The sequence below is a fragment of the Streptomyces sp. CC0208 genome, from assembly GCF_003443735.1.
Lineage (GTDB): Bacteria > Actinomycetota > Actinomycetes > Streptomycetales > Streptomycetaceae > Streptomyces > Streptomyces sviceus.
Genome location: NZ_CP031969.1, coordinates 8,059,245 through 8,083,624 on the forward strand (window position 1 = coordinate 8,059,245; position 24,380 = coordinate 8,083,624).

General features: G+C 72.0%; 19 protein-coding genes. 10 read left to right on the plus strand and 9 right to left on the minus strand.

Features of this window, described 5'->3' with window-relative positions; all coding sequences use genetic code 11:
- Nucleotides 1–12: 12 nt before the first annotated feature.
- On the minus strand, nucleotides 13–909 hold the full coding sequence (locus tag D1369_RS36975) for a proline iminopeptidase-family hydrolase (protein ID WP_037899017.1): 897 nt from the start codon (nucleotides 907–909) through the stop codon (nucleotides 13–15).
- Nucleotides 910–1,151: 242 nt separating this feature from the next.
- On the opposite strand from D1369_RS36975, the gene D1369_RS36980 reads away from it, so the two are divergent.
- Nucleotides 1,152–1,907, plus strand: a complete 756-nt coding sequence (locus D1369_RS36980; RefSeq protein WP_037899014.1) for an FCD domain-containing protein — start codon at nucleotides 1,152–1,154, stop codon at nucleotides 1,905–1,907.
- Nucleotides 1,908–1,914: 7 nt separating this feature from the next.
- On the opposite strand, the gene D1369_RS36985 is transcribed toward D1369_RS36980, so the two are convergent.
- The gene (locus D1369_RS36985; RefSeq protein WP_007380104.1) at nucleotides 1,915–3,387 is read right to left on the minus strand and encodes an L-fucose/L-arabinose isomerase family protein; all 1,473 of its coding nucleotides are present in this window, start codon (nucleotides 3,385–3,387) and stop codon (nucleotides 1,915–1,917) included.
- 25 nt (nucleotides 3,388–3,412) lie between these two features.
- On the minus strand, nucleotides 3,413–4,711 hold the full coding sequence (locus D1369_RS36990; protein ID WP_007380103.1) for an MFS transporter: 1,299 nt from the start codon (nucleotides 4,709–4,711) through the stop codon (nucleotides 3,413–3,415).
- A 240-nt stretch (nucleotides 4,712–4,951) separates the two neighbouring features.
- Here D1369_RS36990 and D1369_RS36995 point away from each other — a divergent pair, with 240 nt between their 5' ends.
- Nucleotides 4,952–8,875, plus strand: a complete 3,924-nt coding sequence (locus D1369_RS36995) for a glycosyl hydrolase (protein WP_007380102.1) — start codon at nucleotides 4,952–4,954, stop codon at nucleotides 8,873–8,875.
- Here the strand turns inward: D1369_RS36995 and D1369_RS37000 are convergent.
- Nucleotides 8,858–9,883 (minus strand): LacI family DNA-binding transcriptional regulator, encoded by a 1,026-nt coding sequence (locus D1369_RS37000; protein ID WP_007380101.1) that lies wholly within the window; start codon nucleotides 9,881–9,883, stop codon nucleotides 8,858–8,860. The genes D1369_RS36995 and D1369_RS37000 overlap by 18 nt on opposite strands.
- A 475-nt stretch (nucleotides 9,884–10,358) precedes the next feature.
- On the opposite strand from D1369_RS37000, the gene D1369_RS37005 reads away from it, so the two are divergent.
- The 3 genes from D1369_RS37005 (at nucleotide 10,359) to D1369_RS37015 (ending at nucleotide 13,140) form a co-directional block, all read left to right on the plus strand.
- Nucleotides 10,359–10,556 carry a hypothetical protein gene (locus tag D1369_RS37005; RefSeq protein WP_007380100.1) on the plus strand — a complete coding sequence of 66 codons (198 nt, stop codon included), beginning with the start codon at nucleotides 10,359–10,361 and terminating at the stop codon, nucleotides 10,554–10,556.
- A gap of 158 nt (nucleotides 10,557–10,714) precedes the next feature.
- Nucleotides 10,715–11,503, plus strand: coding sequence for a cyclase family protein (locus D1369_RS37010; RefSeq protein WP_037899012.1), 789 nt, complete (start codon nucleotides 10,715–10,717; stop codon nucleotides 11,501–11,503).
- Nucleotides 11,500–13,140 (plus strand): thiamine pyrophosphate-binding protein, encoded by a 1,641-nt coding sequence (locus tag D1369_RS37015; RefSeq protein ID WP_118082873.1) that lies wholly within the window; start codon nucleotides 11,500–11,502, stop codon nucleotides 13,138–13,140. The genes D1369_RS37010 and D1369_RS37015 overlap by 4 nt, the downstream gene beginning before the upstream one ends.
- Before the next feature lie 153 nt (nucleotides 13,141–13,293).
- On the opposite strand, the gene D1369_RS37020 is transcribed toward D1369_RS37015, so the two are convergent.
- The 5 genes from D1369_RS37020 to D1369_RS37040 all read right to left on the minus strand — a co-directional run bounded on the left by D1369_RS37020 (nucleotide 13,294) and on the right by D1369_RS37040 (nucleotide 19,328).
- A complete protein-coding gene (locus tag D1369_RS37020) occupies nucleotides 13,294–14,739 on the minus strand; it encodes a glyceraldehyde-3-phosphate dehydrogenase (protein ID WP_007380097.1) in 1,446 nt (481 codons plus the stop codon).
- Between the two features lie 76 nt (nucleotides 14,740–14,815).
- Nucleotides 14,816–16,045: a DegT/DnrJ/EryC1/StrS family aminotransferase gene (locus D1369_RS37025; protein WP_050789669.1), complete on the minus strand. Its 1,230-nt coding sequence runs from the start codon at nucleotides 16,043–16,045 to the stop codon at nucleotides 14,816–14,818.
- 89 nt (nucleotides 16,046–16,134) lie between these two features.
- The gene (locus D1369_RS37030; RefSeq protein WP_037899009.1) at nucleotides 16,135–17,274 is read right to left on the minus strand and encodes a GNAT family N-acetyltransferase; all 1,140 of its coding nucleotides are present in this window, start codon (nucleotides 17,272–17,274) and stop codon (nucleotides 16,135–16,137) included.
- Between the two features lie 207 nt (nucleotides 17,275–17,481).
- On the minus strand, nucleotides 17,482–18,129 hold the full coding sequence (locus tag D1369_RS37035) for a response regulator transcription factor (protein WP_007380094.1): 648 nt from the start codon (nucleotides 18,127–18,129) through the stop codon (nucleotides 17,482–17,484).
- A complete protein-coding gene (locus D1369_RS37040; RefSeq protein ID WP_007380093.1) occupies nucleotides 18,126–19,328 on the minus strand; it encodes a sensor histidine kinase in 1,203 nt (400 codons plus the stop codon). The genes D1369_RS37035 and D1369_RS37040 overlap by 4 nt, the downstream gene beginning before the upstream one ends.
- A gap of 160 nt (nucleotides 19,329–19,488) precedes the next feature.
- Between D1369_RS37040 and D1369_RS37045 the strand changes: the two genes are divergently transcribed.
- The 5 genes from D1369_RS37045 to D1369_RS37065 all read left to right on the plus strand — a co-directional run bounded on the left by D1369_RS37045 (nucleotide 19,489) and on the right by D1369_RS37065 (nucleotide 24,328).
- Nucleotides 19,489–20,274 carry a class I SAM-dependent methyltransferase gene (locus D1369_RS37045; protein WP_007380092.1) on the plus strand — a complete coding sequence of 262 codons (786 nt, stop codon included), beginning with the start codon at nucleotides 19,489–19,491 and terminating at the stop codon, nucleotides 20,272–20,274.
- Nucleotides 20,275–20,767: 493 nt separating this feature from the next.
- Complete coding sequence (locus D1369_RS37050) at nucleotides 20,768–21,388, plus strand: TOPRIM nucleotidyl transferase/hydrolase domain-containing protein (protein WP_118082874.1); 621 nt, start codon at nucleotides 20,768–20,770, stop codon at nucleotides 21,386–21,388.
- 158 nt (nucleotides 21,389–21,546) lie between these two features.
- A complete protein-coding gene (locus D1369_RS37055) occupies nucleotides 21,547–22,659 on the plus strand; it encodes a Gfo/Idh/MocA family oxidoreductase (RefSeq protein WP_007380090.1) in 1,113 nt (370 codons plus the stop codon).
- Nucleotides 22,656–23,582, plus strand: coding sequence for a PmoA family protein (locus D1369_RS37060; protein WP_118082875.1), 927 nt, complete (start codon nucleotides 22,656–22,658; stop codon nucleotides 23,580–23,582). The genes D1369_RS37055 and D1369_RS37060 overlap by 4 nt, the downstream gene beginning before the upstream one ends.
- Entirely contained in the window at nucleotides 23,558–24,328 is a 771-nt protein-coding gene (locus D1369_RS37065) for a cupin (protein ID WP_240436121.1), read from the plus strand. The genes D1369_RS37060 and D1369_RS37065 overlap by 25 nt, the downstream gene beginning before the upstream one ends.
- Nucleotides 24,329–24,380 lie beyond the last annotated feature (52 nt).

The following is a 24,380-nucleotide window of genomic DNA, read 5'->3' on the forward strand; positions in this document are numbered from 1 at the left end:
GAACTCCCGGGATCAGTCGGTGGAGTCGAGGAACTCGCCGACGACGCGGAGGTAGAGCTCCTCCTCCTCGACGTGCGGCATATGGCTCGAGTGCTCGAACATGTGCCAGCGGACGTCGGGGATGCGGTCGGCGAAGGGGCGGACGGTCTCGGGAGTCGCCTCGTCGAAGCGCCCGGACACCAGCAGGGTCGGCGCCTCGATCAGGTGCAGCCGGTCGATGACGGACCAGTCCTTGAGGGTGCCGACGACATGGAACTCGTTCGGGCCGTTCATCGTGTGGTACACGGTCGGATCGGCGGCGATGTTGTCCCACGTCGCTTGCACTTCCGGCGGGTTGGGCGTCAGGCGGCACACATGGCGCTCGTTGAAGACCTGTTCGGCCGCCCGGTAGTCGGGGTGGTCCGTGGTCCCGGCCGCCTCGTGGGTGTGCAGGGTGCGCCGGACCTCCTCGGGGAGCTCGGCGCGCAGTTCGGCCGCCGCCTGGAGCCACAGCTCCATGGACGCGGGGGAGTTGGCGATGACCAGCCCGCGCAGTCCGGGCGGACGGCGCACCGCGTGCTCGGCGGCGAGCATGCCGCCCCAGGACTGGCCGAGGATGTGGTAGCCGTCGGCGATGCCCAACTCCTCGAGCAGAGTGTCGAGTTCGTCGAGGAAGAGCTGGACCGTCCAGAAGTCGGCGCCCTTGTCCGGCAGGTGGGTGGAGTGGCCGGTGCCGAGCTGGTCGTAGTGGATGACGGGGCGGCCCTGCTCGGAGATGTTCGCGATGCTGAGCGTGTAGTGGTGGCCGGCGCCGGGTCCGCCGTGCAGGACCACCAGCGGTGTCCTGCCCGGTTCGCCCGTGATCCGGTACCAGGTGGAATGGCCGTTGAAGTCGACGGTGCCGGTGTGGTTCGGTTCGGGGATCGCCACGGGGAAGCCTCCCGGACCGGCCGGAACCAGCCGACCGCTGTCCGAAACTAGGTGGATGTGACGGATGAGTGAGATAGTGAGGCGCTAAAAGGTCAGCCCACAAGACCTTTTAGCGGCGCGAGGGCAAGACGTAACAGCGGGTTCACGTGGCCCGCGCGCGTTTACAGAAGTGGCGACTTGCGGGAGGACAACTGACATCCGAACCCGAACCCGGTGACGAGTTCTCCCGCGTCCTCGACCGTGTGCTGCTCGGCGGCGGTCCGTCGTCCTCGCTGCGTCCGGTCCGGGTGACCTCGGCGGTCGACGAGGTCACCGACCGGCTGCTCACCGCGACCGCCGTCGGGGACTTCCTGCCCGGCGAGCGGCTGCCCGCCGAACGCGAGCTCACCGCGCTGCTGCACGTCAGCCGCCCCACCGTGCGCGAGGCCGTGGCGCGCCTCCAGGCACTGGGCGTCGTCGAGATCCGCCGGGGCCGCAACGGCGGGGCGTTCGTCCGCGACAGCTGGACGGAGTCCTCCGCCGCCGCGGTCCGCCGCACACTGCTGCCCCGCTGGACGGAGTTCGAGCAGCTCTTCGACCTGCGCGGGCTGGTGGAGGGCATGGTGGCCGCGACCGCCGCCCGGCGCCGGCGGCCCGAGGACCTGGAGCCGATGCGGGAGGCCCTGGCCGCCCACCTCTCCGCGAGCACACCGCGCGAGGAGCAGGCCGCCGACAGCGCGTTCCACCAAGCGATCTGCGCGGCCACCCACAATCCGCAGATCGCCCGGCTCAGCCGGGACCTGCTGACCCGGATCAGCCTGGGCTTCCCCGTGGAGCCCTGGGGCAAGGGTGAGCGGTCCCATCACGAAAGGGCCGGTCACGGACACACGGCACTGTACGAGGCCGTCGCCGCCGGTGCGCCCGAGCGCGCGCAGGAGATCGCCCGGGAGCACTTCATGATCAGCGCCGAGATGATCCGCGAGGTGCTGGCCCGGGTGCGGGGCGGGGAGCCTTCCTGAGCCCCGGTCACACCTCCCGGTGATCGATCCCCAGCAGGCTCGCCGCGGCCCCGAAGTCGGCGCCGTGGTGCCCCACCGCCAGTGACCAGTGGTGCCCGACCCCCGTCGCGCTCCACGCGTCCACCCACTCGCCGGGATCCCGGCCGAAGTCGACCCTGCTGGTGGTGTTGCCGATCTCCAGCAGCGGCCCCGGGACCACCGTGCCCTCCGACGTGATGAACGACAGGGTGCCGTCGGCGTCCTGGCCCAGCCCGAGCAGGGTGACGGGCCCGTGCCGGACGTCGAACTCGACGCTGACACCCCAGCCGCGTTTGCCGTGGTAGACGCCGAGGCCGCGCAGCAGCGGATCGCGGGCGCTGAGCGCGAGGTGGGCGGGACCGTCGTGGCCCATCTCCACCACCCCGTCCTCGAAGTTCAACGCCTGGATCTCCGTGAAGGAGCCCCCGGCGCCGACGCTCTGCGAGGCCAACTGGGCGAGGCTGGTGCGCAGTTCGAACTCACCGGCCGCGGGTACACCCCGGGCGGTGAGCAGGGAGGCGCCCAGGATCATGCCGGCGCCGAGCCGCTCGTGCTGCTCGCCGTCGAGTCCCCGGTGGTAGTACGCGAGGGTGTCGAGGCCGAAGTCCTCCACCAGCCGGTCGAGAGCCACCGACACGGTCGCGCCCCACGCGAAGTCCTCGTCGACCACGCTGTCGTCGACGGTGAAGATCCGCCGGGCGAGCTCCACCCGCTCCCGGGTCTCCGCCTCCGTCACCTTCTCGACCCGGTGCCGCAGATCGTCGAACTCCAGCACCTCGACGTGCGAGCCGAACGTCGCCGACAACAGCGTCGGATCGGTCTGCACGTCGAGCATCCCGGGATACACATGCCCCATGAGCCCGTGCCGGGCGTGCCGCAGCGCGGCCCGGACATGCGCGGCCCGCACCCACCGCTCGATGCGCCGCCACGCCGACTCCTGCCGCAGCCACCCCGACACCGACCGGAAGGGGATACCGGCCCGGCGGAAGACGTTGCCGACCTCCGGCACGGAGCACTGCGAGCAGTACGCCAGCCAGTCGCCCGTGTCGAAGGAGGCGTGGTCCATCCGCTCGGACGGCTGGAGGTCGACCACCAGCACCGGGGTGTTCGTGCGCTGCGCGATCGGCAGCACCATCGACGAGGTCAGATAGGTCGTCAGGAACAGCACGATCAGATCGCAGTCCACCAGCCGGAGCCGCTCGGCGGCGGCCGCGCCCTCCTGCGCGTCGGAGACGAACCCGGCGTCCGTCACCTCCGCGTCCAACTGGCCCAGCCGCTCGGCGACATAGGCCGCCGACTCCTTCAACTGGGGCAGCAGTCCGGGGAACTGCGGCCAGTAGGTGCCGAGGCCGCCGGAGACGAGTCCGATCCGCGGGCGGCGCCGGGTCACGGGCGGGAGCAACTCGCCCAGGCCGGTTTCCCGTTCACCGGCGTACGTCGTCGTGGATTCGGTCGTCGCCATGGTCGGCGCTCCTTCGGGATGCGGTTCAGGCCTGCGCGACCTTCAGGTCCGCCGGTGCGGTGGCGGCCTGGGACGCGCGGGGGACGAGGACGCGGACGATGTACAGGCCCGCGAAGGCCGACAGCGCCATGCAGCCGGTGATCACCCAGAGCAACAGGCTGGGGCTGCGGTCGAGCAGGGCGGGCGTGACGAACGCGACGCCCGCGAAGACTCCCCGCGAGACGGCGTAGGTGATCCCCTGTGTGGTGCCCCGGGTGCCGGCGGGCAGCGTCAGCTGCGACCACACCTTGTAGTTGGCCTCGCCCGCGAAGGGATAGGACAGCTGGTAGAGGACGTAGAAGACGAGGAAGCCGACGATGGCGCCCAGGGTGAGCGTGCCGATCGCGAAGGCCGCGATCTGCACGACCGTGGCGACGTAGAACATCCGGTCGCGCCGCGGGCCGTCGGCGATCCGGACGAACGCGAGCGTCAGCAGCAGGCCGATCGGCAGACAGGCGAGGTTGATGCCGGTCGCCACGCTCTGCGAGGCACCGCTGACGGTGACCAGCAGATACGTCGTGAACTGGCCCATGGTGTTGGCGCCCAGCCCCCAGGTGACGTAGAAGGCGAAGGTCGCGAGCATGGGCACCAGGGCGGCACGGGTCCAGACGTTCCTGAGCGCGACCCCCTGTTCGCCGGCCGGCTTGCCGGCCGGGACCTCGTCCTGGGCCGGATCCGGGCCGGTGGCCAGCTCCAGCCGCGAGCGCAGATGCCAGGTGAGCAGCGCGGCGACCGCCAGATGGGCGGTGATGAGCCGCGCCCCGATCATGCCGGTGTCCGACAGGGCGAACCCGGCGAAGACCACGACGATGATGCCCAGCATCCACATGACCTGCGTGAACGCGATGAGCCGCCCCCGGGCGTGGTCGGGGGACGCGTCCGAGACCACGGCCAGGGACGTCGGCAGGTCGGCGCCGGCCGCGAGACCCGCGAGCAGGACACCCACCAGAAGGGTGATGTCGTCGGGCGCGAGCGTGATGATGATCGCCCCGACGGCGTAGCAGAGGATGTCGAGGTTGTAGAGCCGGCGGCGGCCGAACACGTCGGCGAGCCGTCCGCCGACGAGTGAGCCGACGGCGATGCAGATGGTGACGATCGCGCTGATCGCACCGGCCATCCAGACGCCCATGTCGTAGGCGTCGCGGTAGATGGCCAGGTTGACGCCGATGCTCACGATGAGAGCGGCGTCGAGGTAGGACGCCATGCCGGAGAGGGTCGCGACCTTCCACAGGCGCTTCTCGATGGGCGGTTCCGGTTGGCTGGGGGCAGGCGAGGTTCGGGCCATGATGCGGCTCCGTCTGGGGAGAGGGGGTCCGAGCGGAGGGGGACGTCGCTGTTCTCGGCCGATGTCCAGCGACTATAGGAGGGTAAAAACGTTCCAACAAGACGTCATGCGGCCATCCGTGGAAACGACCTGACGACCCCGCAGCTCTGGTGGGCGCCGTGGGCGTGTCCTACCGTGAGGCTGACGTAAAACGTTTTTGATCGGTGAGAGTGTCCGGGCCGTAGTCGGAAGGACCCATCCGTGATCTCTCCAGCCCTGCGACAGCTGTTCGACAACCCGCCCCGGGACTTCGGTCCCACCCCGCTGTGGTGGTGGTCCGGCGCGAAGGTGACCCGCGACCGCCTGGCCTGGCAGCTGCGCCGGTTCGCGGACGGCGGCGTCCACAACCTCGTGGTGATCAACCTGGCGCCGGCCGGCCCCACCTTCGGCGCCCGCACCGACGACCCGGTGTGGTTCGGCGAGGAGTGGTGGGCCCGCTTCACGGACGCCTGCGAGCTCGCCGGGGACCTGGGCATGCGCCTGTGGTTCTACGACCAGATCGGCTTCTCCGGCGCCAACGTCCAGGGGAGTATCACCCGAAGGCACCCCGAGTCGGCGGGCCGCGCCCTGCGCTCGCGCCGGACGGTCGTCTCCGGCGGCACCGTCGCCCTGCAGGGCACGGAGACACTGCTGGGCGCGTACGGCAGCTCGGGCGCCCGCCTGCCGGTCACCGGCCCGGCGCGCGTCGAGGCCCCCGACGGCACCGAGGTGCGCCTGGCCCTCGCCGTCCCCACGGCCTTCGACTATCTGAACCCGGCATCCGTCGGCCTCCTGTTCGACGCCATCCACCACGAGTACGACCGTCGCGTACCCGGGTTCCTGGGCAACGTCATCGCCGGCAGCTTCCAGGACGAACTGCCCGCCACCAATTCCTGGACCGCCCGCTTCCCCGAGGAGTTCCGGACCCGACGCGGCTACGACCTCCTCGAACACCTTCCCGCCCTCTTCGCGGGGGACGACTCCGACCGGGCCCGGAGGATCCGCGCCGACTACTACGCCGTCCGCGCCGAACTCACCGAAGAGGCCCTGTTCCGTCCCCTCGCCGCCTGGCACGAGGAGCGCGGCCTGCTCCTGGGCTGCGACCAGAGCCACCCCGCGCGCTCCGGCTTCCCAGCCCAGTCGACGCAGCTCTACACCGACTACTTCCGCACCCACCGCTGGTACAGCGCCGCCGGCAGCGACCACCACGGCGACGCCAAGGTGCACTCCTCGATGGCCCACCTCTACGGCCACGAGCGCGTCTGGATCGAGTCGTTCCACTCCTCCGGCTGGGGCGGCACCCTGGAGGAGACCTACGACTGGCTGCTGCCGTTCCTGCGCAGCGGCGCCAACCTCTACAACCCGCACGCCAGTTACTTCGGCACCGCGGGCGGCTGGTTCGAGTGGGCGCCGCCGTCCACCGACTGGCGCCAGCCGTACTGGCGGCAGTACCCCGCCTTCTCCCGTGCCGTCGCCCGGATCTGCTCGATCCTCTCCTGGGGCACCTACAGCGCCGACGTGGCGGTCCTGCACCCCACCGCCACCATGCAGGCCCTCCTTCCCCTGGACGCTCCCGTCCAGCACTTCGGCGACGGCCGCCTCGGCGCGGCCCACGCCGACGTCGACGAGACCCAGCGCCACTACCTGGAGCTGTGCGGCACCAACAACTGGCTGGAGCCCGCCGTCGGCGCCCTCGACCGCCACCGGATCTCCTTCGACGTCATCGACGACGCCTCGATCCAGACCGCCAAGACCGGCGACGGGGCCCTGCGCATCAGGGACCTGGCGTACACCGTGGTCCTGCTGCCCTCGGCGAGCGTCCTGGAGCACGAGACGGCCCGCCGCCTGGCCGAACTCCTCGACGCCGGGGGGCGGGTCGTGGTCGTCGGCCGCCCGCCGACCCAGGCGGCTGGGCTCACCGGTGACGACTCCGTGGTGGCCGCGCTGCTGGACCATCCCCGCCTGGAGCGGGTGACCGAAGCCGAGGCCGGTGCGACGGCGGTGGCCGACGCCGCCGGATACGCCACGGGCGAGGTGCCGCTGCTCGTCAGGAGGAACGGCGACGCGGCGGTCGCGCTGGTCACGGGGGCGTTCCCCGACGCCCGTACGCATCCGCCCAGGGGCCGCCACGGGATCGACCCAGCGCGCTACGCCCGCACCTCCTCCGTCACCGTGCGGGCCCCGGTCGCCGAGGCCGAGATCTGGAACCCGGCGACCGGCACCCGCCGCCCCGGACGCGTCACCGTCACCGACGGCGTCTCGATCATCGAGGTGCCGCTGGAGGGCGCCCCCGCCGCCCTCGTCGTATGGCGCGAAGGCCCGCCGACGGACGCCGTACCCCCGTCCTCCACGGTCTCGACGGAGTCCATCGACCTGTCCACCGGCTGGGAGGGCCGGCTCGCTCCCACCATGGACAACACCTGGGGCGACCTGGCCCTGCCCGCCGGAACCCCGCTCACCGAGCCGCAGATCTGGACCATGCGGTGGACCGAGACCGGGGACAACTGGGAGCCGGTACGGGCGACCTACGGCAACCGTGTCCGCGTCCTTGCGCCCGTGCCCACCGCGCAGGCGCCGGCTCCCCTGGACCCTGTCGGCGTCGAGGAAGTCCTGTCCGGTGAGCGGGAGTTGGCTGCCGCGGACTGGGGTGTCTCGCTGTACTCGTCGAGTCGTGGCATCCCGGATCCGGACGGTCTGCTCGGCAACAAGGGCCTGGTGCCGGAGGAGTTCGTGCGCGTCCCGGTGCCCGTGAGCGGGATGGTCGCCCGGGTCAGGACCGTCGTGGAGACCGACCATCGCGGGGCTGCCGACCTGCACATCGGCGCGGCGGCGGGCAAACGCGTGTGGTGGAACGGCAGTCCGCTGGAGACGGGCGGCGGCTATCTGGCGTCGGCCCGGGTGGAGGTCGAGCGGGCCCGCAATGTGCTGGAGTACGAGCTGACCGACGCCCAGGACCGGCCGCAGACCATCTCGGGGGCCGCCGACACCCCGCTGGGCAGCTACTTCTGCCTGTCCCGCCCGGACGGGTTCGCGCCGCGCCCCCTGTTCATGCGCCTGCCCGACGGCGTACGGCCGGACGGCAGCGTGACCTACCGCGGCCGGATCACTGCCCCGGGCCGGGGAGCGGCGGCGGTCCTCGTCGTGGGCGCCGCGGTCGGGGTGACCGTCCTGCTCGACGGAGCCGTCGTCGCACGGCAGGAGAAGGTGGAGTACTACGAGTCCGACTGGGGCGCGGTACCCATGTTCTTCCGGCACGAACTGACGCTGAGCGGCGGCGATCACGTGCTCGATGTCGTGGCGGACAGCGTCGATGCGCGCGACGGGATCTATGTCGACCTCGTGGCGGACACGACCGCCCTGGTCAGCGGCCCGGGCTGGGAGGCCCGGACGGGAGAGTGGCACGGCCCGACCGTCGAACACGAGGGCCGGTGGGGGGAGTTGCAGCACTGCGGTGCCGCGGTACGGCCGCACCCGCTGCCCGGGGCGGAGTGGCTGGCCGGCGCCCCGGTGCTCGGCTCCTCCGTACTGTCCCTGCGGTCCACCGACGATCTGCGGGAGGCCGAGCAGCGCTTCCGGTTCACCGTGCCGGCGGGAACCGTGTCACTCGAACTGCCACTGGCGCTCCCTGCGCGGGTGAGGATCGACGGCAGCCCGGAACGGGGCTTGCAAGAAGACGAGTTGATGTTGGATGAGCCGCTCGGCAAGGCGGCTGGGTGTGAAATCGTCACCGCTCCCACGGCCGTTCTGCGCGGTGGCTCCGCCTGGCGGGGACCGGTACGGGTGCGCACGGTACCGGCACCCCTTCCGCTGGGGGAGTGGGGTGAACTGGGCCTGGGCGGTTGGAGCGGGGGTGTGACGTACGCGCGGACGCTGGAGGTGCCGGCCGGACCGGACCCGGTGCTGGATCTGGGGCGGGTGCGCGGCAGCGTCGAGGTGTGCGTCGACGGTGAACTCGTCGGCGAGGCGTTCTGTGCGCCGTACCGCTTCGCACTGCGCGGCACCGCGGGGCGTACCGTCCGCCTCGACGTGACCGTCCACAACACCCTGGCGCCGTACCTCGCCGAGGCCACACCGACCGCCTGGGCCTTCCCCTCCCAGCTTCCGTCGGGGCTGCTGGGGCCGGTACGGCTAGAAAGGCGCGTCTGAGACAGCCCGCGTGGAGTCCCGCAGGACCAGTGCCGGGGCGAACACCCTTGCTTCGTGGGCGTGTTCCGTGCGGGCCTCCACCTCGTCCAGGAGCATCTCGACGGCCGCCCGGCCGAGTTCCTCGACCGGCTGGCGGACCGTCGTCAGGGTGGTGCCCACGAAACTCGCGATGTCCAGGTCGCCGTAACCGACCACCTGCACGTCCTCCGGGATCTTCACACCGCGCTCGCCCAGCGCCCGGCACAGCCCCGCCGCGAGGAAGTCGTTGGTGCAGAACACCCCGTCGGGCAACTCGTCGAGGCCGTGGGCGATGTCGCTGCCGTACGCCACCGTCATCTCCTCGGCGACGACCTGGCCGAGGCGGGCCTCCCGCCGGGTGCGCACGGCCTGGCGGGCGCCCTGGTAGCGGTCGGCGCACTGACGGATCGTGCGCTCGCCGTTGACGACGAGGATGTCGCGCGCCCCTCGGTCGAGGAGGTGCTGTACGGCGACACGGCCGCCCGCGATGTCGTCGACGGAGACCGAACAGCCCTCCTGGGCCGGCATCGCGCGGTCCGCCAGCACGAGCGGGATGCCGCGCTCGCGCAGCCGCGACAGCCGGGTGGGGTCGGCGCTGAGCGGGACCACCACCGCGCCGACCGCCCGCTGTTCGATGAGCATGGTGAAGTAGCCCTGCTCCCGCTCCGGCGCGTCCCCGCTGTCGCACAGGACGAGGGAGTAGCCGTGCTCGTACGCCGCGTCCGCGGCCCCGCGCGCGATGCGCGAGTAGAACGAGTTGGCCACGTCCGGCAGCACCAGACCGATCGACGACGAGTGCCCGGTGCGCAGACCGGCGGCTCCCGGATGCGGGACGTAGTCGAGAGCGGCGACCGCGTCCCGGACCCGCTCGGCGGTGCGCGCGTTGACCCGCTCGGGCCGGTTCAGGACGTTCGACACCGTGGAGACCGAGACCCCGGCGGCGGCCGCGACGTCCTGGATACGGGCGGGGCGAACCGAAATGGCGTCCACCCCCTCGCTGTTGCCGTACGACCAGGCAGGACGTAGTCCTCGGACGCTCACTCCCATGGGCGACGCAAGTCTACCCCGGCACAGAAAAAAACGTTTTCCGTGCCGAGAACCGAGGAGTCCTGAGGGCTTCGGCCGAGCCGCATCGAAAAACCGGCGAACCCGCACACCGTTCACCGGTCGGTCACGCGGAAACCGAACGGTAGTCATGGCCGCACCATGGCCGCACGGGCGCACGGCTTTTTGGTGGTGGAGTGTCCGTCTTGGGAACCGCACGGCCATGAAGGGCCGGACACCGCCACAGCAAATCCTGTGAAGAACCCGGTGGATTCGGTGACCGTGTTGCGACGCCGGTGAAGCCGGGAACCGACCTGCACCGTGGGGCCCGGTCGGCCGACTGGCCGTGTCCATGCCTGGCGTGCTTCCATCCGGTGTCCCCCCTCCTCGAGGATTGCTCTTGCGAAAGGAACCGCGCGCCATGAACGTCGCCCCCCTCATCGAGGCCGCCGAGATCGACGACGCCGCCCTGGACGCCATCTCCGGCGGTGTCGCCGCCGCGACCACTGCCGGTCTCCACCTCCAGGTGGCGCACCTCGAGGTCTGCGCCGACGCCGGTGCCTCCGTCTCCGCCGAGGGTGTCGCGCTCGGCGTCAACGCGCACGTCGGCGTGAACTGACCGAACACCCCCACGGGCCCCGGATCCTGCGATCCGGGGCCCGTCGTGGTTCCTAGGGCGCACTCCGCGCCGCGCCTGCGGCTCCTCGGGAGAGACGGTGACGCCGACGGCCGACGCGGTGCCATGCTGGCGGCCTCGGAGCGTTTCAGGAGGCCCTCATGCACGAGCAGCCGTCCCTTCTCGCCGCGCTGGTGTCCGCGCTGCGGGCCGGTTCGATCGAAGTCGTCGACCTCACCTCGCCGTTGTCCTCGTCCACACCGGTGATCCAACTGCCGCCGGAGTTCGGCCAGACGGCGATCTTCGAGCTGGAGGAGATCAGCCGGTACGACGACCGCGGACCGGCCTGGTACTGGAACAACTTCCGCAGCGGAGAGCACACCGGCACCCACTTCGACGCCCCGAACCACTGGGTGACCGGAAAGGACCTCGCCGACGTGGCGTCCGTCCCGGCGCAGCGGCTGATCGCCCCCGCCGCCGTCCTGGACTTCACCGCCGAGGCGGCCAAGGACCCCGACTTCCTCGTCGAGGTCGACCACATCAAGATCTGGGAGGAACACAACGGGCCGCTGCCGGACGGGGGCTGGCTGTTCCTGCGCACCGGCTGGGACGCCCGCTCGCACTCCCAGGAGGCCTTCCTGAACGCCGACGAGAGCGGCCCGCACACCCCCGGTCTGTCCCCGGAGTGCGCCCGCTGGGTGGCCGAGGAGTCGCCCGTCATCGGCCTCGGTGTGGAGACGGTCGGTACGGACGCCGGGCGCGGGCACTCCTTCGACCCCGCCTTCCCCTGCCACTCCTATCTGATGGGCAGCGACAAGTACGGCCTGACCCAGCTCCAGAACCTGGCCGCACTGCCCGCCACCGGGAGCGTCGTCGTCGCGGGACCGCTGCCCATCGTGGCGGGCTCCGGCTCGCCCGCGCGCGTGCTGGCACTGGTGGAGCGGTCGTGAAGGTCGCCGAGGCCGTCGGACGGGCCCTGCACGCGGCCGGGGTCGAGCAGGTCTTCGGCGTCGTCGGATCCGGGAACTTCCATCTGACCAACGCCATGGTCGCGGCCGGCGCCCGCTTTGTCGCCGCCCGCCACGAGGGCGGTGCGGCGACGATGGCCGACGCCTACGCGCGCGTGAGCGGCACGGTGGCCGCCGTCAGCGTCCACCAGGGGCCCGGGCTGACCAACGCGCTGACGGGGATCACCGAGGCGGCCAAGAGCCGTACGCCGCTCGTGGTGCTCGCGGCCGAGGTCACCAGGCCGACCTCCAACTTCTACGTCGACCAGGACGCGCTCGGCGCCGCGGTGGGCGCGGTGCCGCTGCGGATCACCTCGGCCGAGGATGCCGTGGAACAGGCGTGCACGGCGGTACGGCGGGCCCTGCACGAGCGGCGGACGGTGCTGCTCAACCTCCCTCTGGAAGTGCAGGCGTCGGACGCCCCCGACGGCGCCCTCGCTCAGGCGGCAGCCCCGCCGCCGCGACCGGCGGTCGAACCGGCCGCAGCCGAAGTGGCCGCCCTGACACGGCTGTTGGAGCAGTCCCGGCGACCGGTCTTCGTGGCCGGCCGCGGCTCACGCTCACCCGCCGCCCGGGACGCCCTCGAAGCCCTCGCCGAGCGCTGCGGCGCGCTGCTGGCGACCTCGGCCGTGGCGCGCGGCCTGTTCCACGGCAACCCCTGGTCGCTCGACGTGTCCGGAGGCTTCGCCTCGCCCCTGGCGGCCGAACTCATCGGTGGCGCCGACCTGATCGTCGGCTGGGGCTGCGCACTGAACATGTGGACCATGCGACACGGCGCCCTCATCGGCGCCGACGCGACCGTGGCGCAGGTCGACGACGACCCCTCGGCACTCGGCGCGCACCGGGAACTGCAGCTCGGGGTCACCGGCGACGTCGAACGCACCGCGCGGCACGTCCTCGCGGCCTTCGGCGGGACACGGCAGGGCCTGCGGACCCCCGACATCGCCGAGGCCGTCGCCACGCGCGTGCGCTGGCGTGACCTGCCGTACGAGGACACGAGCACCCGTGACCGGATCGACCCCCGCACCCTCAGCATCGCCCTCGACGACATCCTGCCCGCGGAGCGGGTCATCGGCGTCGACTCCGGCAACTTCATGGGCCACCCGAGCATGTTCCTGTCCGTGCCCGACCAGGACGGCTTCTGCTTCACCCAGGCCTACCAGTCGATCGGCCTAGGCCTCGCCACCGCGATCGGCGCGGCCCTGGCCCGGCCGGACCGGCTGCCGGTGGCCGCGCTCGGCGACGGCGGCGCGCTGATGGGCGCCGCCGACCTCGACACCGTACGAAGGCTCGGGCTCCCCATGGTCGTCGTCGTGTACAACGATGACGCCTACGGAGCGGAGGTCCACCACTTCGGCCCCGACGGACACCCGCTCGACACCGTCGAGTTCCCGCCGACCGACATCGCGGCGGTGGCCCGCGGCTACGGCTTCGAGGCGGTGACCGTGCACACGCGGACGGATCTCAAGGCCGTGGCGGACTGGGTCGCCGGCCCACGGTCCGTCCCGCTGCTGATCGACGCCAAGGTGGTGCGGGACCGCGGGGCGTGGTGGCTGGAGGAGGCGTTCCGCGGGCACTAGAACCGAGGACCGGCGGAGGGGGCCCGGCAACGGGCCCTGGCCACCGGCCCCGGTCACCGGCACTGGTACCGGCGGCGACGGGGTGCGGGTGGGACACCGCGCCCCACCCGCACCGCGCCCCTTCGCCGTTCACGACCCTCACCCGCGGCGGAATCAGACCGCGGGCGCCGGATACGTCGGGTACTCCACGCCGGTCACGTGCTGCACGACCCGGACCACCTGGCAGGAGTAGCCGAACTCGTTGTCGTACCAGAGGTAGAGGATCGCGTTGTCGCCGTCGACCTTGGTGGCGCCGGCGTCGACGATCGAGGAGTGGCGCGAGCCGATGAAGTCGCTGGAGACCGCGTCGGGGGCTGTGGTGAAGTCGATCTGGCGCTTGAGCGGGGAGGTCAGCGAGACGTCCCGCAGGTGGTCGAGGACCTCCTCGCGGGTGGTCTCGCGGCCCAGGCGCAGGCTCAGGATCGCGATGGAGACGTCCGGCACCGGCACCCGGATCGAGCTGCCGGTGATGGGGGCCTTGAGGTCGGGCAGCGCCTTGGCGACGGCTGAGGCGGCGCCCGTCTCCGTGATCACCATGTTGAGCGGCGCGGAGCGGCCCCGGCGGTCGGCCTTGTGGTAGTTGTCCAGCAGGTTCTGGTCGTTGGTGAACGAGTGGACCGTCTCCACGTGGCCGCGCAGCACGCCGTACTCGTCGGCCATCGCCTTCAGCGGCGGCACGATCGCGTTCGTGGTGCAGGACGCGCAGGACAGGATCTGCTCGTCCGGCTTGATGGTGTCGTGGTTGACGCCGTGCACGATGTTGGGGACGTCGCCCTTGCCCGGCGCGGTCAGCACGACCTTGTCGATGCCCGGGCGCAGGTGCTGCGAGAGGCCCTCGCGGTCGCGCCACTTGCCGGTGTTGTCGATGAGGATGGCGTTCTTGATGCCGTACGCCGTGTAGTCGACCTCGGAGGGGTCGTTCGCGTAGATCACCTTGATGGTGTTGCCGTTGGCGACGATCGCGCTCTCGGCCTCGTCGACGGTGATCGTGCCCTGGAACTGGCCGTGGATGGAGTCCCGGCGCAGCAGCGAGGCCCGCTTCACGATGTCCTGCTCGCCGCCCCCGCGGACCACGATCGCGCGCAGCCGCAGCCCGTTGCCGGAGCCCGCCTTCTCGATCAGCAGCCGGGCGACCAGGCGGCCGATGCGGCCGAAGCCGTAGAGGACCACGTCCCGCGGCTCACGGCGGTCGATCTTGTTGCCGCCCGTCGCGCCGGCCACGGCCTCCGCGGTGAACTCGGCCACCGACAGACCGCGGTCGTCGGTCTTGTAGATCTCGGCCAGCCGGCCGATGTCGATCTGCGAGGGGCCGAGGTCCAGCGCGGTCAGGGCCTGTACGAAGGGCAGGGTGTCGGTGACGGAGAGCTCCTCGCCGGCGATCTGCCGGGCGAACCGATGGGTCTTGAGGATGCTGACCACCGACTTGTTCACCAGGGAACGGCTGTGGAGAAGAACCGTTACATCACGCTCCCGGTGCAGCCTCCCGATCATCGGGATCATCGATTCCGCGATCTCCTCGCGGTTCTTCCAGTCGGTGAACGAGTCGTCCTTGACAGTCACAGAATTCTCTTTCGAGCTAGGCGGCGCTCATATGCTAACCCCCTGATGTTTTGATCGATCGTCGGGGTGGCACAGTTCACTGCCCCAGCAGCCGGGGCGATGTGGCGTCCGGTACCGGACGCAGCAGCGCGGGGTGCGCGTCGGCCACCCGCTCCTTCGTGAACGCGGCCACGATCCTGCGGGCCAGCAGGGGATCGGCCGGGAGCGTGTGCGCGGCGAACCAGCGCGCGGGCGCCGGATCGGGGGAGGGCTCGACGAACTCCGCACCCGCGTAGTCGTCCAGCGGCGGGTCGTAGAGGTAGCCGCAGACCACGTCGTGCCGCACCAGCCGCCGGACGAGGGCGTCGCGGTCGTGGACCAGGAGCGGCACCCGGAACAGCGGGAGGGGGCCGTCGTGCGCCGTGCGGTCGCGCAGCGCCGGCGAGGCCCACGGGGTGGTCGCCAGCAGGGCGACCCCTGCCCTGCGCCGGGCCAGGTCCTCGTCGAGCCGGGCCATCCGCAGCGCCAACTGGCCGCGGACCAGCGCACCGTGCCGGGAACGGTAGCCGTGCAGATCGACCCGGACCCACCGCTCGTAGGCGGTCAGGCTCGGGGCCTCCCGGGCGGAGGCGGCCAGGCGCGGTGCGTGCAGGGCCATCCGGAACGCGTCGCGCTCCATCAGCCCGAGGCGTTCCATGGTCCGCCACACCGGGCGCACCAGATGGAGCGACCGGACGGCGGACCGGGCCAGTGGGCGCAGGGTGGTGGTCAGGTCCTCCCGCAGCCGCCCGGGGACCAGCAGGTCGTCCCGCAGCAGCTCCAGCTCGCGGCGCGTGCGGGCGTCCTCGACGGCGAGGAAGCCGCCCGCCATTCCCGCCACGTGCTTGGACAGGCTGAACGCCGCCGCCTTGCCGAAGGTCCCGACCGGCTGCCCGTCGACATGGCTGCCGATCGCGTGTGCCGCGTCCTCGAACAACGGGATCCCCAGCTGCGCGCAGCGGCGGCGTAGTTCGAGCACTTGGTCGGGCACGCCGTACAGGTTGGTGGTCAGGACCGCGTCCACGTCGCGCCAGGTCGACTCCGGCACGGCGGCCGGGTCGATGTTGCCGTCCCACACGGACACGGGCGCCATGACGGGGCGCAGTCCGGCCGCGAGGACCACGAACAGGATCACGTCGTCGTTCACCGGTGACATCAGCACCCGTGCGCCCGGCCGGCACCAGCGCCGGAGCGCCAGGTACAGGGCCAGCCGGGCCGAGGGCGTGTAGACGCATTCGCGTCCCAGTCGCCGGGTCATCGTCGCGGCCAGCCGCGAGCCGTACGGCATCGGCACCCCTTGTGTCGACGGTCCAGGAAAGGGCTGTGAGGGCTGTGGAGGAGAACAACGCGCCGTCGGCGGAAGCCGAGCCGACGGGCTCAGCTCGCCCGCGGTCCCGCGCTGTCGGAGTCCGCGTGGAGCGCGGACGTGCGCAGGGTGCCGACGGTCTTCAGGAGGCGGTCCGCGGGCTCGCGCAGCGCCGGGTGGGCGTTGACCGTGTTGCGCAGCCCCCGCACCGGCCGCCGCCACAGGCGGTGGGCCGTCGCGACCGGATGGGCACGGGTGGCGAATCCTTCCGCCACGCGCAGCTCACGGGTCTTGAGCCAGTCCTTCCACTCCTTGTCGCCGCGCCCCATGTCCATGACCCGGGCCCCGCGCCGGCCCGCGGCCTCGGCCATCCGCAGATGCATGATCAGGCCGGGGGAGTAGTAGCGCAGCTCCGGGTCGTACGCGGTGAACCAGGGGGCGAACACCGTGCGCGAGGTCGGCCCGAAGTGGGCGGCCACCGGCCGGTCACCGGCGTACACCACCGAGAGGAGCCCGGTGAAGTGCTCCTCGCGGACCTGGAACAGGTCCTCCACGAGATGCACGATCCACGGCCGCGCGAACCGGTCCATCCGGCCCGTCCTGCGGTACTGGGCGGACTTCCACCGCATCAGCGTGCGCAGCGCCGTCGGGTCGCGCTCGTCGAACACGAACCGCATCTCCCCCAGGTCGCGGGTGAGCCGGCGCTCCTTCTTGAGGGTCGTCTTCGCGAGCCCCGGGTACGCGCCGCGCAGCCACTCCGGGTAACTGTCGCTGCCCACCTTCAGATCGATCACCGGGGAGGCGAACGTGCCCGTGACGTAGGGGGCGAAGGGTCTCTGCTCCTCGACGAGGTGGTCGAACTCGAACACCGAGAGCCGGCACGCCTTCAGCAGCGCCCGGGTGTCCCAGGTGACCCCGGGGAGGTGCACCAGGCCCTGGCAGTCGGACAGCCCGAGCCCGATGGCCCGGCCGACGCCGAAGGAACCCTGTTCGTACGGGAGGAAGCCCACGGCCTCGCCGCGTTGGTGCAGGACCGCCACCCGGGCGCCGCCGCGGTGCCTGCCGATCCCGGCCGCGAACTCCGGTGCCAGGAACGGGTTGGCGTAGTCGGGCGTCTCGTCCATCGCCCGGTGCCAGGCCTCGCGGAGCGAGGTGTCGAGCTCTTCGGGTCTGTGGATCGATATGTCCGTGTCACTGCTCATTGATCGCATGGGCGATCGTTCCCCCCCAATTCCCCCCACGACGCGGCGTCCGCGTCCCGCCGATCGAAGTGTCGGCAAGGATCAAACGTCGCCAAACAGTACGCATGCTGTCAAGGGTGCCTGCCGTAACGGAAGAGTGCGGATCGGACGTCCCTGGTTCCCGCCGCCGGACGTCCCTGGTTCCCGCCGCCGGACGTCCCTGGTTCCCGCCGCCGGTCACGGCAGCAGCCGCCGTTCCTTGGCCACGGCCACCGCGCCGGCCCGGGTCTCGACGCCCAACTTGCCGTAGATCCGCCCCAGATGGGTCTTGACCGTCGCCTCGCTGATGAACAGGGCCCGGGCGATCTCCCGGTTGCCGAGGCCACGGGCGAGTTGCGCGAGGATCTCGTGCTCACGGGCGGACAGGGCGGGGCGCGGGCTGCGCAGCCGGGTCAGCAGCCGGTCGGCCACCGGCGCGGACAGCGCGCCGCGGCCCGACGCCGCGTCACGGATGGCGGAGAACAGCTCCTCGGGCTGTTCCGCCTTGAGGAGATAACCGATGGCGCCCGCCTCGACGGCGCGGGTGATGTCGGCGTCGGTGTCGAACATGGTGAGCACCAGCACCCGAGGGCCCCGCTCGCCGCGGGCGGTCAGCCGCCGGGTGGCGGTCACCCCGTCCATGCCGCCTTCGAGTTGAAGATCCATCAGTACGACGTCGGGGTTCAGGTGCGCCGCCATGGCGAGCGCCTCCTCCCCGGTCGCGGCCTCCCCGACCACGTCGATGCCGTCCGCGCTGGAGAGCAGGGCGCGCAGCCCGGCGCGTACGACGGCATGGTCGTCGCAGAGCAGGAGCCGTACGGGGGAGGAGGGCGGCAACGTGCTCACAGAGCGGGCTCCTTGACGACGAGCGGGACGGCGGCCGACACCACGGTGCCCTCTCCCGGGGTGGACTCCACGGTGAGCGTGCCGCCCACCTGGCGGGCCCGGATCCGCATCGCGGGAAGCCCGTGCCCCCGCGTCGACCCCTCGGCCCCCGGGGACCCGGCCTGCTCGAACCCCCGCCCGTTGTCGGCGACGTCCAGCGAGACCTGCTCGTCCAGCCAGGTCAGCGTGAGCGCGGCCCGGGTCGCCGCCGCATGCTCCCGTACGTTGGCCAGCGCGCCCTGGGCGATCCGCAGCAGCGCCGCCGCGACCCGTTCCGGCAGCGGGCCCTGTTCCCCGTCGAGCCGGAACTCCACGGTCAGCCCCGGGCCGCTCTCCCGCCGGGCCAGCTCGCCGAGCGCCTCGGCGAGGGAACGCTCCGCGAGGTCGGCCGGGGCCAGGTCGTGCACGAAACGGCGGGCCTCGGCGAGACTGCGCGAGGCGATCTCCGCCGCCGCTCGCACGTGCTTCCGGCCCGCGCCCTGGTCCGTGCCCCACACCCGCTCGGCGGCCTGGAGCAGCATCCGCTGGCTGGACAACTCCTGGGCGAGGGTGTCGTGGATCTCCGCGGACAGCCGCTGCCGCTCCGCCAGGACACCGGCCCGCCGCTCGGTGGCGGCGAGTTCGTGGCGGGTGCGCACCAGGTCCCCGATCAGCACGCGCTGCCGGGCGCCCTGCCGTTGCAGATGCACGAGTACGGCGGTGGCGACCGCGGCGACGGCCGGCGGGGCCACGACCATGTTGGGGTTGAGCGGCCCGTCCGCCACCCGTATCTCCGAGAGCACCACCAGCGCGGTGAGCACGGCCGCCGCAGGTACCGCGATCCTCGGCGGCAGCGCGTGCAGCCCGGCGAACAGCAGGGGCATCACACACCAGGTGGCGCTCGGCGCGAGCACCAGCAGGACGACCCAGACGGCGGTGACCGAGCCCAGCCAGACCAGATGACGCCGGGTGGGCGGCAGCCCTGGGCGGGGCGGCGGAGCCAGCAGATGTCCGAGGACGTACAACAGACAGAAGAAGGCGAACAGCGCCGTCACCCAGCCGGTACGCGCCCCGCCCTGGTCGCGGCTCAGGAAGCGGGCGAACGACGAGCCGAGCAGCAGGAAGAACGCGCCGTGCACGATCGCGCCCAGCCAGCGCTCGTCCGGATCGGTGTGGTCCATGCTCCGTGTCTAACGTGCCGGGCACGGGACCGCATCAACCGATCGGCTGACATGGCGGTCGCCCGAACCTCCCCGGGGCCAGAGCCTGTTGGCCGAGCCGGACCGTCGGCCGCCGCACCGAGGCTTGGCAGCAGAGCCAAGACCTCCGAAAGGCCTCCCGATGCCCGCCAGGAACCTCACCGCCAACCGTGCCGCCCTCGGCCACCGGGTCGGATACGCCCTGCGCCATCCCGACCGCGTGCCCCGCCATCTGGCCCGCGCCGCCCGCGACCTGTGGCTGCGCCGCCGTCACCCGGACCACATCTCCTACTACCGCGCCGTGATGCGCTCCGACACCCGCACCGACCCGGACGCGGCCGTCGGCAGCCGCAGCCGGGAGCGCTGGCTGGCGCTCGGTGCGATGCAGTTCGACTACCTCATCGGCCACGGCCTGCGTCCCGAGCACCGCATGCTGGAGATCGGCTGCGGCAACCTGCGCGGCGGCTGGCGCTTCATCCGCCACCTGGAGCCGGGCAACTACCACGGGATCGACATCTCGCCCGACATCCTCTTCGCCGCACAGGACACGATCGTCGAGATGTCCCTCCAGAAGCGGCTGCCGAACCTGACGCCGGTACGCGACCTGACGCTGCGCTTCCTGCCGGACGCCCACTTCGACGTCGTCCACGCGCACAGCGTCTTCTCGCACTCGCCGCTGCCGGTGATCGAGGAGTGCCTGGCCCACGTCGGCCGGGTCCTGGCCCCGGGCGGCTGGTTCGACTTCACCTTCGACCGCACCGAGGGTGAGGAACACCATGTGCTGCGGGAGGACTTCTACTACCGCGTCGAGACGCTCGTGTCCCTCGCCGAGAAGCACGGGCTGCGAGCCCGCTTCATGGCCGACTGGGAGGACCTCCCGCACGGCCAGTCCAAGATCCGGGTGACGCATGGGGAGGCGGGGCGGTGAGGCCGGTGGGCGTTGTGTCCCGTCGGGGCTGGTGAGGCTGGTGGGCGTTGCCCCCGACAGGCCGGTGGACGTGGCCTCGCGTCGGAGCCGGTGTGGCCGGTGGACGTTGCCTTCCGTCCGGGCTGGTGTGGCCGGTGGGCATGCCTTCCGTCGGGGCTGGTGTGGCCGGTGGGCATGCCTTCCGTCGGGGCTGGTGTGGCCGGTGGGCATGCCTTCCGTCGGGGCTGGTGTGGCCGGTGGACGTTGCCTTCCGTCCGGGCCGGTGCGGCCGGTGGACGTTGCCTTCCGTCCGGGCCGGTGCGGTCGGCGGACATCGCCTCCCGTCCGGGCTGGTGTGGCCGGTGGACGTTGCCTTCCGTCCGGGCCGGTGTGGCCGGTGGACGTTGCCTTCCGTCCGGGCCGGTGCGGTCGGCGGACATCGCCTCCCGTCCGGGCCGGTGAGCCCCGTGGAAATTGCCTACCGTCGGGGCAGCTGAGGGCACAGACTCGTCCCATGGCTGACATGGGGGAGTTCCGGGACGCGGTCACGGCGTGGGCGGCCGGTGGCCCCGGCGACCCGGCACGCGAACTGGCCGCACGGCTGTCCGTCCGGACCGTGGTCCTGCTCGAAGGACCGAGCGACGTGGCGGCGGTCGACGCGCTGGCCGCGACCCGGGGCCGGGACCTGGCCGCCGAGGGGCTTTGCGTCCTGGCGATGGGCGGGGCGATGGGCGTCGGCCGCTACGCCGGCCTCCTCGGCCCGTCCGGCCTGGGCCTGCGTCTGACGGGACTGTGCGACCAGCGGGAACAGCCCTTCTACGCCCGGGGCTGGGAACGGGCCGGCGCGGCACCGGACGGGTACTTCGTCTGCGCGGCGGACCTGGAGGACGAACTCATCCGCGCGCTGGGTGTGCCACGGGTGAAGGAGCTCGTACGCGAGGAGGGCGACCTGCGGCCCCTGCAGACCTTCCTGTCCCAGCCGGCCCAGCAGGGCCGCCCCGCGCACCAGCAGTTGCGGCGCTTCCTCGGCACGAAGAAGGGGCGCAAGATCCACTACGGCCGCGTCCTCGTCGAGGCCCTCGCCCCGGACCGGGTGCCCGCCCCGCTGGACGATCTGTTCGCCGCGCTCTCCTGAGTCAGGCAGGTGGGCGAACGGTGTGCGTGGCGTGTTCACCGATATCACCGCCCGGGGTCTTGTTAGGACAATCGCCGGGCATCTAGGGTCGTCCCCGGGAGAGCAAGCGCTTTCCCCGCACGTCAGCGTCCCCTCGCCGGACGTCCCAGGAGGACCGTATGCCCCGTCCAGCCCGCCGCCGCGTCGCCGTGGTCGGCACCGGCGCCATCGTCAGCGGCAGCCATCTGTCCGCGCTCAGGGCCCACGCCGAGCGCACAGAACTGGTCGCCGCCGTCGACGTGGACCAGGGCAGACTCGACGCCTTCCGCGAGCTCGCGGGCGGCGAGGTCGCCGGGTACACCTCGATGGCCGCGATGCTGGACGCCGTACGCCCCGATCTGGTCCTCATCGGCACTCCGCCGTCGCTGCACCGGGAGCAGACGGTGGCCGCCCTCAAGGCGGGCGCCTGGGTGCTGTGCGAGAAGCCGCTGACGCTGTCGCTCGCCGAGTACGACGAGATCGCCGCGGCCGAGGAGGCGTCCGGCGCCTACGCGTCCGTGGTCTTCCAGCACCGCTACGGCTCCGGCGCCGTCCACGCGCGCGAGCTCATCGCCGGCGGCGAGCTGGGCGCCCCCCGGGTCGCGCACTGCCAGACCACCTGGCACCGGGATGCCGCCTACTACGCCGTACCGTGGCGCGGGACCTGGGCCAGCGAGGGCGGTGGCCCGACCATGGGCCACGGCATCCACCAGTTCGACCTCCTCCTGCACCTGCTCGGCCCGTGGACGGAGATCCGCGCCATGGCCGCCCGGCTGGTCCACGACACCGAGAGCGAGGACGTCTCCACGGCCCTCGTCCGGTTCGAGAACGGCGCCCTCGCCACCGTCGTCAACAGCGTGCTGTCACCCGACGAGGTGAGCCGCATCCGCATCGACTGCGCCGACGCGACCGTCGAACTCACCCATCTGTACGGGCACCGCAACGAGGACTGGACCTACACGCCCGCCCCCCACGTGGCCGCCGACCGCGTCGACGTCTGGCGCACCCCCGCCGCGGACGTGCCCAGCTCGCACACGGCCCAGCTCGCCACACTCCTCGATGCGTACGACAACGGTGTCAGGCCTCCCGGCAGCGGCGCCGACGCGCGTGCCACCCTCGAGTTCGCCGCCGCGCTCTACAAGTCCGCGTTCACCGGGCGGCCCGTGCACGCGGGCGATATCGCGCCGGGCGACCCCTTCTACCCGGCCATGCACGGCGACCACCCCCACTGGGCCCCCAAGGAGCGCGCATGAGCATCCGCGTCAGCCACGTCCACGGCGAGCACATCGCCGTCGAGGCGGCGAACGGCACGGAGATCCTCCGCTACGTCTACCGACCCGATCCCGAGGCCTTCGAGGCCCAGAAGCCCTACGCCCACCCGGTGCGCACCCTCGGCGGCCGCACGGTGACCGGCTACAGGCCCAACGACCACCGCTGGCACAAGGGCCTGCAGATGACGGCGAGCCATCTGTCGGGGCAGAACTTCTGGGGCGGCAACTGCTATGTCCACGGCCAGGGTTATCTCTCCCTGCCGGAGCGCGTGGGCTCCATGCGGCACGACGGCTTCACCGCGTTCGCCGTCTCCGAGGCCCGGCTGGACGTCACCGAGACGCTGACCTGGGTGGAGAACGGCGGCGAGGAGTGGGCCCGGGAAGAGCGGGGACTGGCCGTCCACTCGGTCGACGAGGCCGCCGGCTCCTGGGCGCTCGACTGGTCGATCCGGCTCACCAATCTGCGCGCCGAGCCCCTGGCCTTCGGTTCCCCCACCACCGCTGGCCGTGAGATGGCCGGCTACACCGGACTCCAGTGGCGCGGCCCCCGCGACTTCACCGGCGGGGCGGTCTTCGCCCCGGACACCGACGGCGACGCGGACAAGCTGATGGGCAGCCAGAGCCCCTGGCTCGCCTTCACCACCGAACACGACGACGTGGACGCCCACTCCACGCTCGTCTTCGCGCACGCCCCCGAGAACCTCGACGCGGGGACCGCGATCCACGAGTCGCACTGGTTCGTGCGCTCCCAGCCCTTCCCGACGGTCGCGTTCTCCTGGGCGTTCTTCGAGGAGTTCGAGCTGCCGCCGGGGGAGTCCTTCGAGTACCGCTACCGGCTGGTCGTCGCCGACGGCGCCTGGGACGAGGAACGCGTCTCCTCGTGTCTGGAAGGCCTGTCCTGGTGAAGCCCGGCCTTCCCCACCCGCTGCCGGGCGCCGTGGGCCTGTCCCACCTGAGCGCCTACGACTGGGAGGCCGCTGACGGCGTGTGCGGCGGCAGCCCGCATCTGCACCTCGTGTGCACCGAGGCGTACGTCGTCACCGGCGGCCGGGGTGCCGTGCAGACGCTGAGCCCGGACGGCTACCGCGAGATCCCTCTGGAGCCCGGCTCGATCGCCTGGTTCACACCCGGCACCGTGCACCGCATGGTCCAGGGCGGCGACCTGCGCATCACCGTGCTGATGCAGAACAGCGGCCTGCCCGAGGCCGGGGACGCCGTCTTCACCTTCCCGCCGGAGGTGCTCGCCGACCCCGAGCGCTACGCCGCCGCGGCCCAGCTCCCGCCCGGCACCGGGCCGGACACGGCGGACGCCGCCCGGCGCCGCAGGGACCTCGCCGTCGAGGGCTACCTCGTGCTGCGCGAGGCCCTGGCCGCCGGCGACAACGGCCCGTACCTGGAGTTCCAGCGGGCCGCCGCCCGGCTGGTGCGGGACAAGGTGCCCCGCTGGCGCGAGCTGTGGCAGGCCGGCGCCCTGGCCACCGCCGAGCGCACCGGCGACCAGCTCGACGCGCTGGCGTCCGGCGAGCCGTCGTATCTGGGCGAGGCGACCGCCCACGAGGCCGCGCCGACCCGGTTCGGCGGCTTCGGGATGTGCGGCAGACGCGACGAGTACAACCTGCCGGGCACGACACTGCCGTACGGCGGCGAGTAACACCGTTCGTTCTGGAGGGAGTTCCGAGGGGGGCCGTAGAAAGTCCGAGGAA

Excerpts from the sequence above, each read along its gene's own strand:
- D1369_RS37005 (WP_007380100.1), top strand. The coding sequence starts at position 10,359 with ATGAACGTCGCCCCCCTCATCGAGGCCGCCGAGATCGACGACGCCGCC.
- D1369_RS37045 (WP_007380092.1), top strand. The coding sequence starts at position 19,489 with ATGCCCGCCAGGAACCTCACCGCCAACCGTGCCGCCCTCGGCCACCGG.
- D1369_RS36985 (WP_007380104.1), bottom strand. The coding sequence starts at position 3,387 with ATGGCGACGACCGAATCCACGACGACGTACGCCGGTGAACGGGAAACC.
- D1369_RS37050 (WP_118082874.1), top strand. The coding sequence starts at position 20,768 with ATGGCTGACATGGGGGAGTTCCGGGACGCGGTCACGGCGTGGGCGGCC.
- D1369_RS37040 (WP_007380093.1), bottom strand. The coding sequence starts at position 19,328 with ATGGACCACACCGATCCGGACGAGCGCTGGCTGGGCGCGATCGTGCAC.
- D1369_RS37055 (WP_007380090.1), top strand. The coding sequence starts at position 21,547 with ATGCCCCGTCCAGCCCGCCGCCGCGTCGCCGTGGTCGGCACCGGCGCC.
- D1369_RS37010 (WP_037899012.1), top strand. The coding sequence starts at position 10,715 with ATGCACGAGCAGCCGTCCCTTCTCGCCGCGCTGGTGTCCGCGCTGCGG.
- D1369_RS36990 (WP_007380103.1), bottom strand. The coding sequence starts at position 4,711 with ATGGCCCGAACCTCGCCTGCCCCCAGCCAACCGGAACCGCCCATCGAG.
- D1369_RS37060 (WP_118082875.1), top strand. The coding sequence starts at position 22,656 with ATGAGCATCCGCGTCAGCCACGTCCACGGCGAGCACATCGCCGTCGAG.
- D1369_RS37030 (WP_037899009.1), bottom strand. The coding sequence starts at position 17,274 with ATGCGATCAATGAGCAGTGACACGGACATATCGATCCACAGACCCGAA.
- D1369_RS37025 (WP_050789669.1), bottom strand. The coding sequence starts at position 16,045 with ATGCCGTACGGCTCGCGGCTGGCCGCGACGATGACCCGGCGACTGGGA.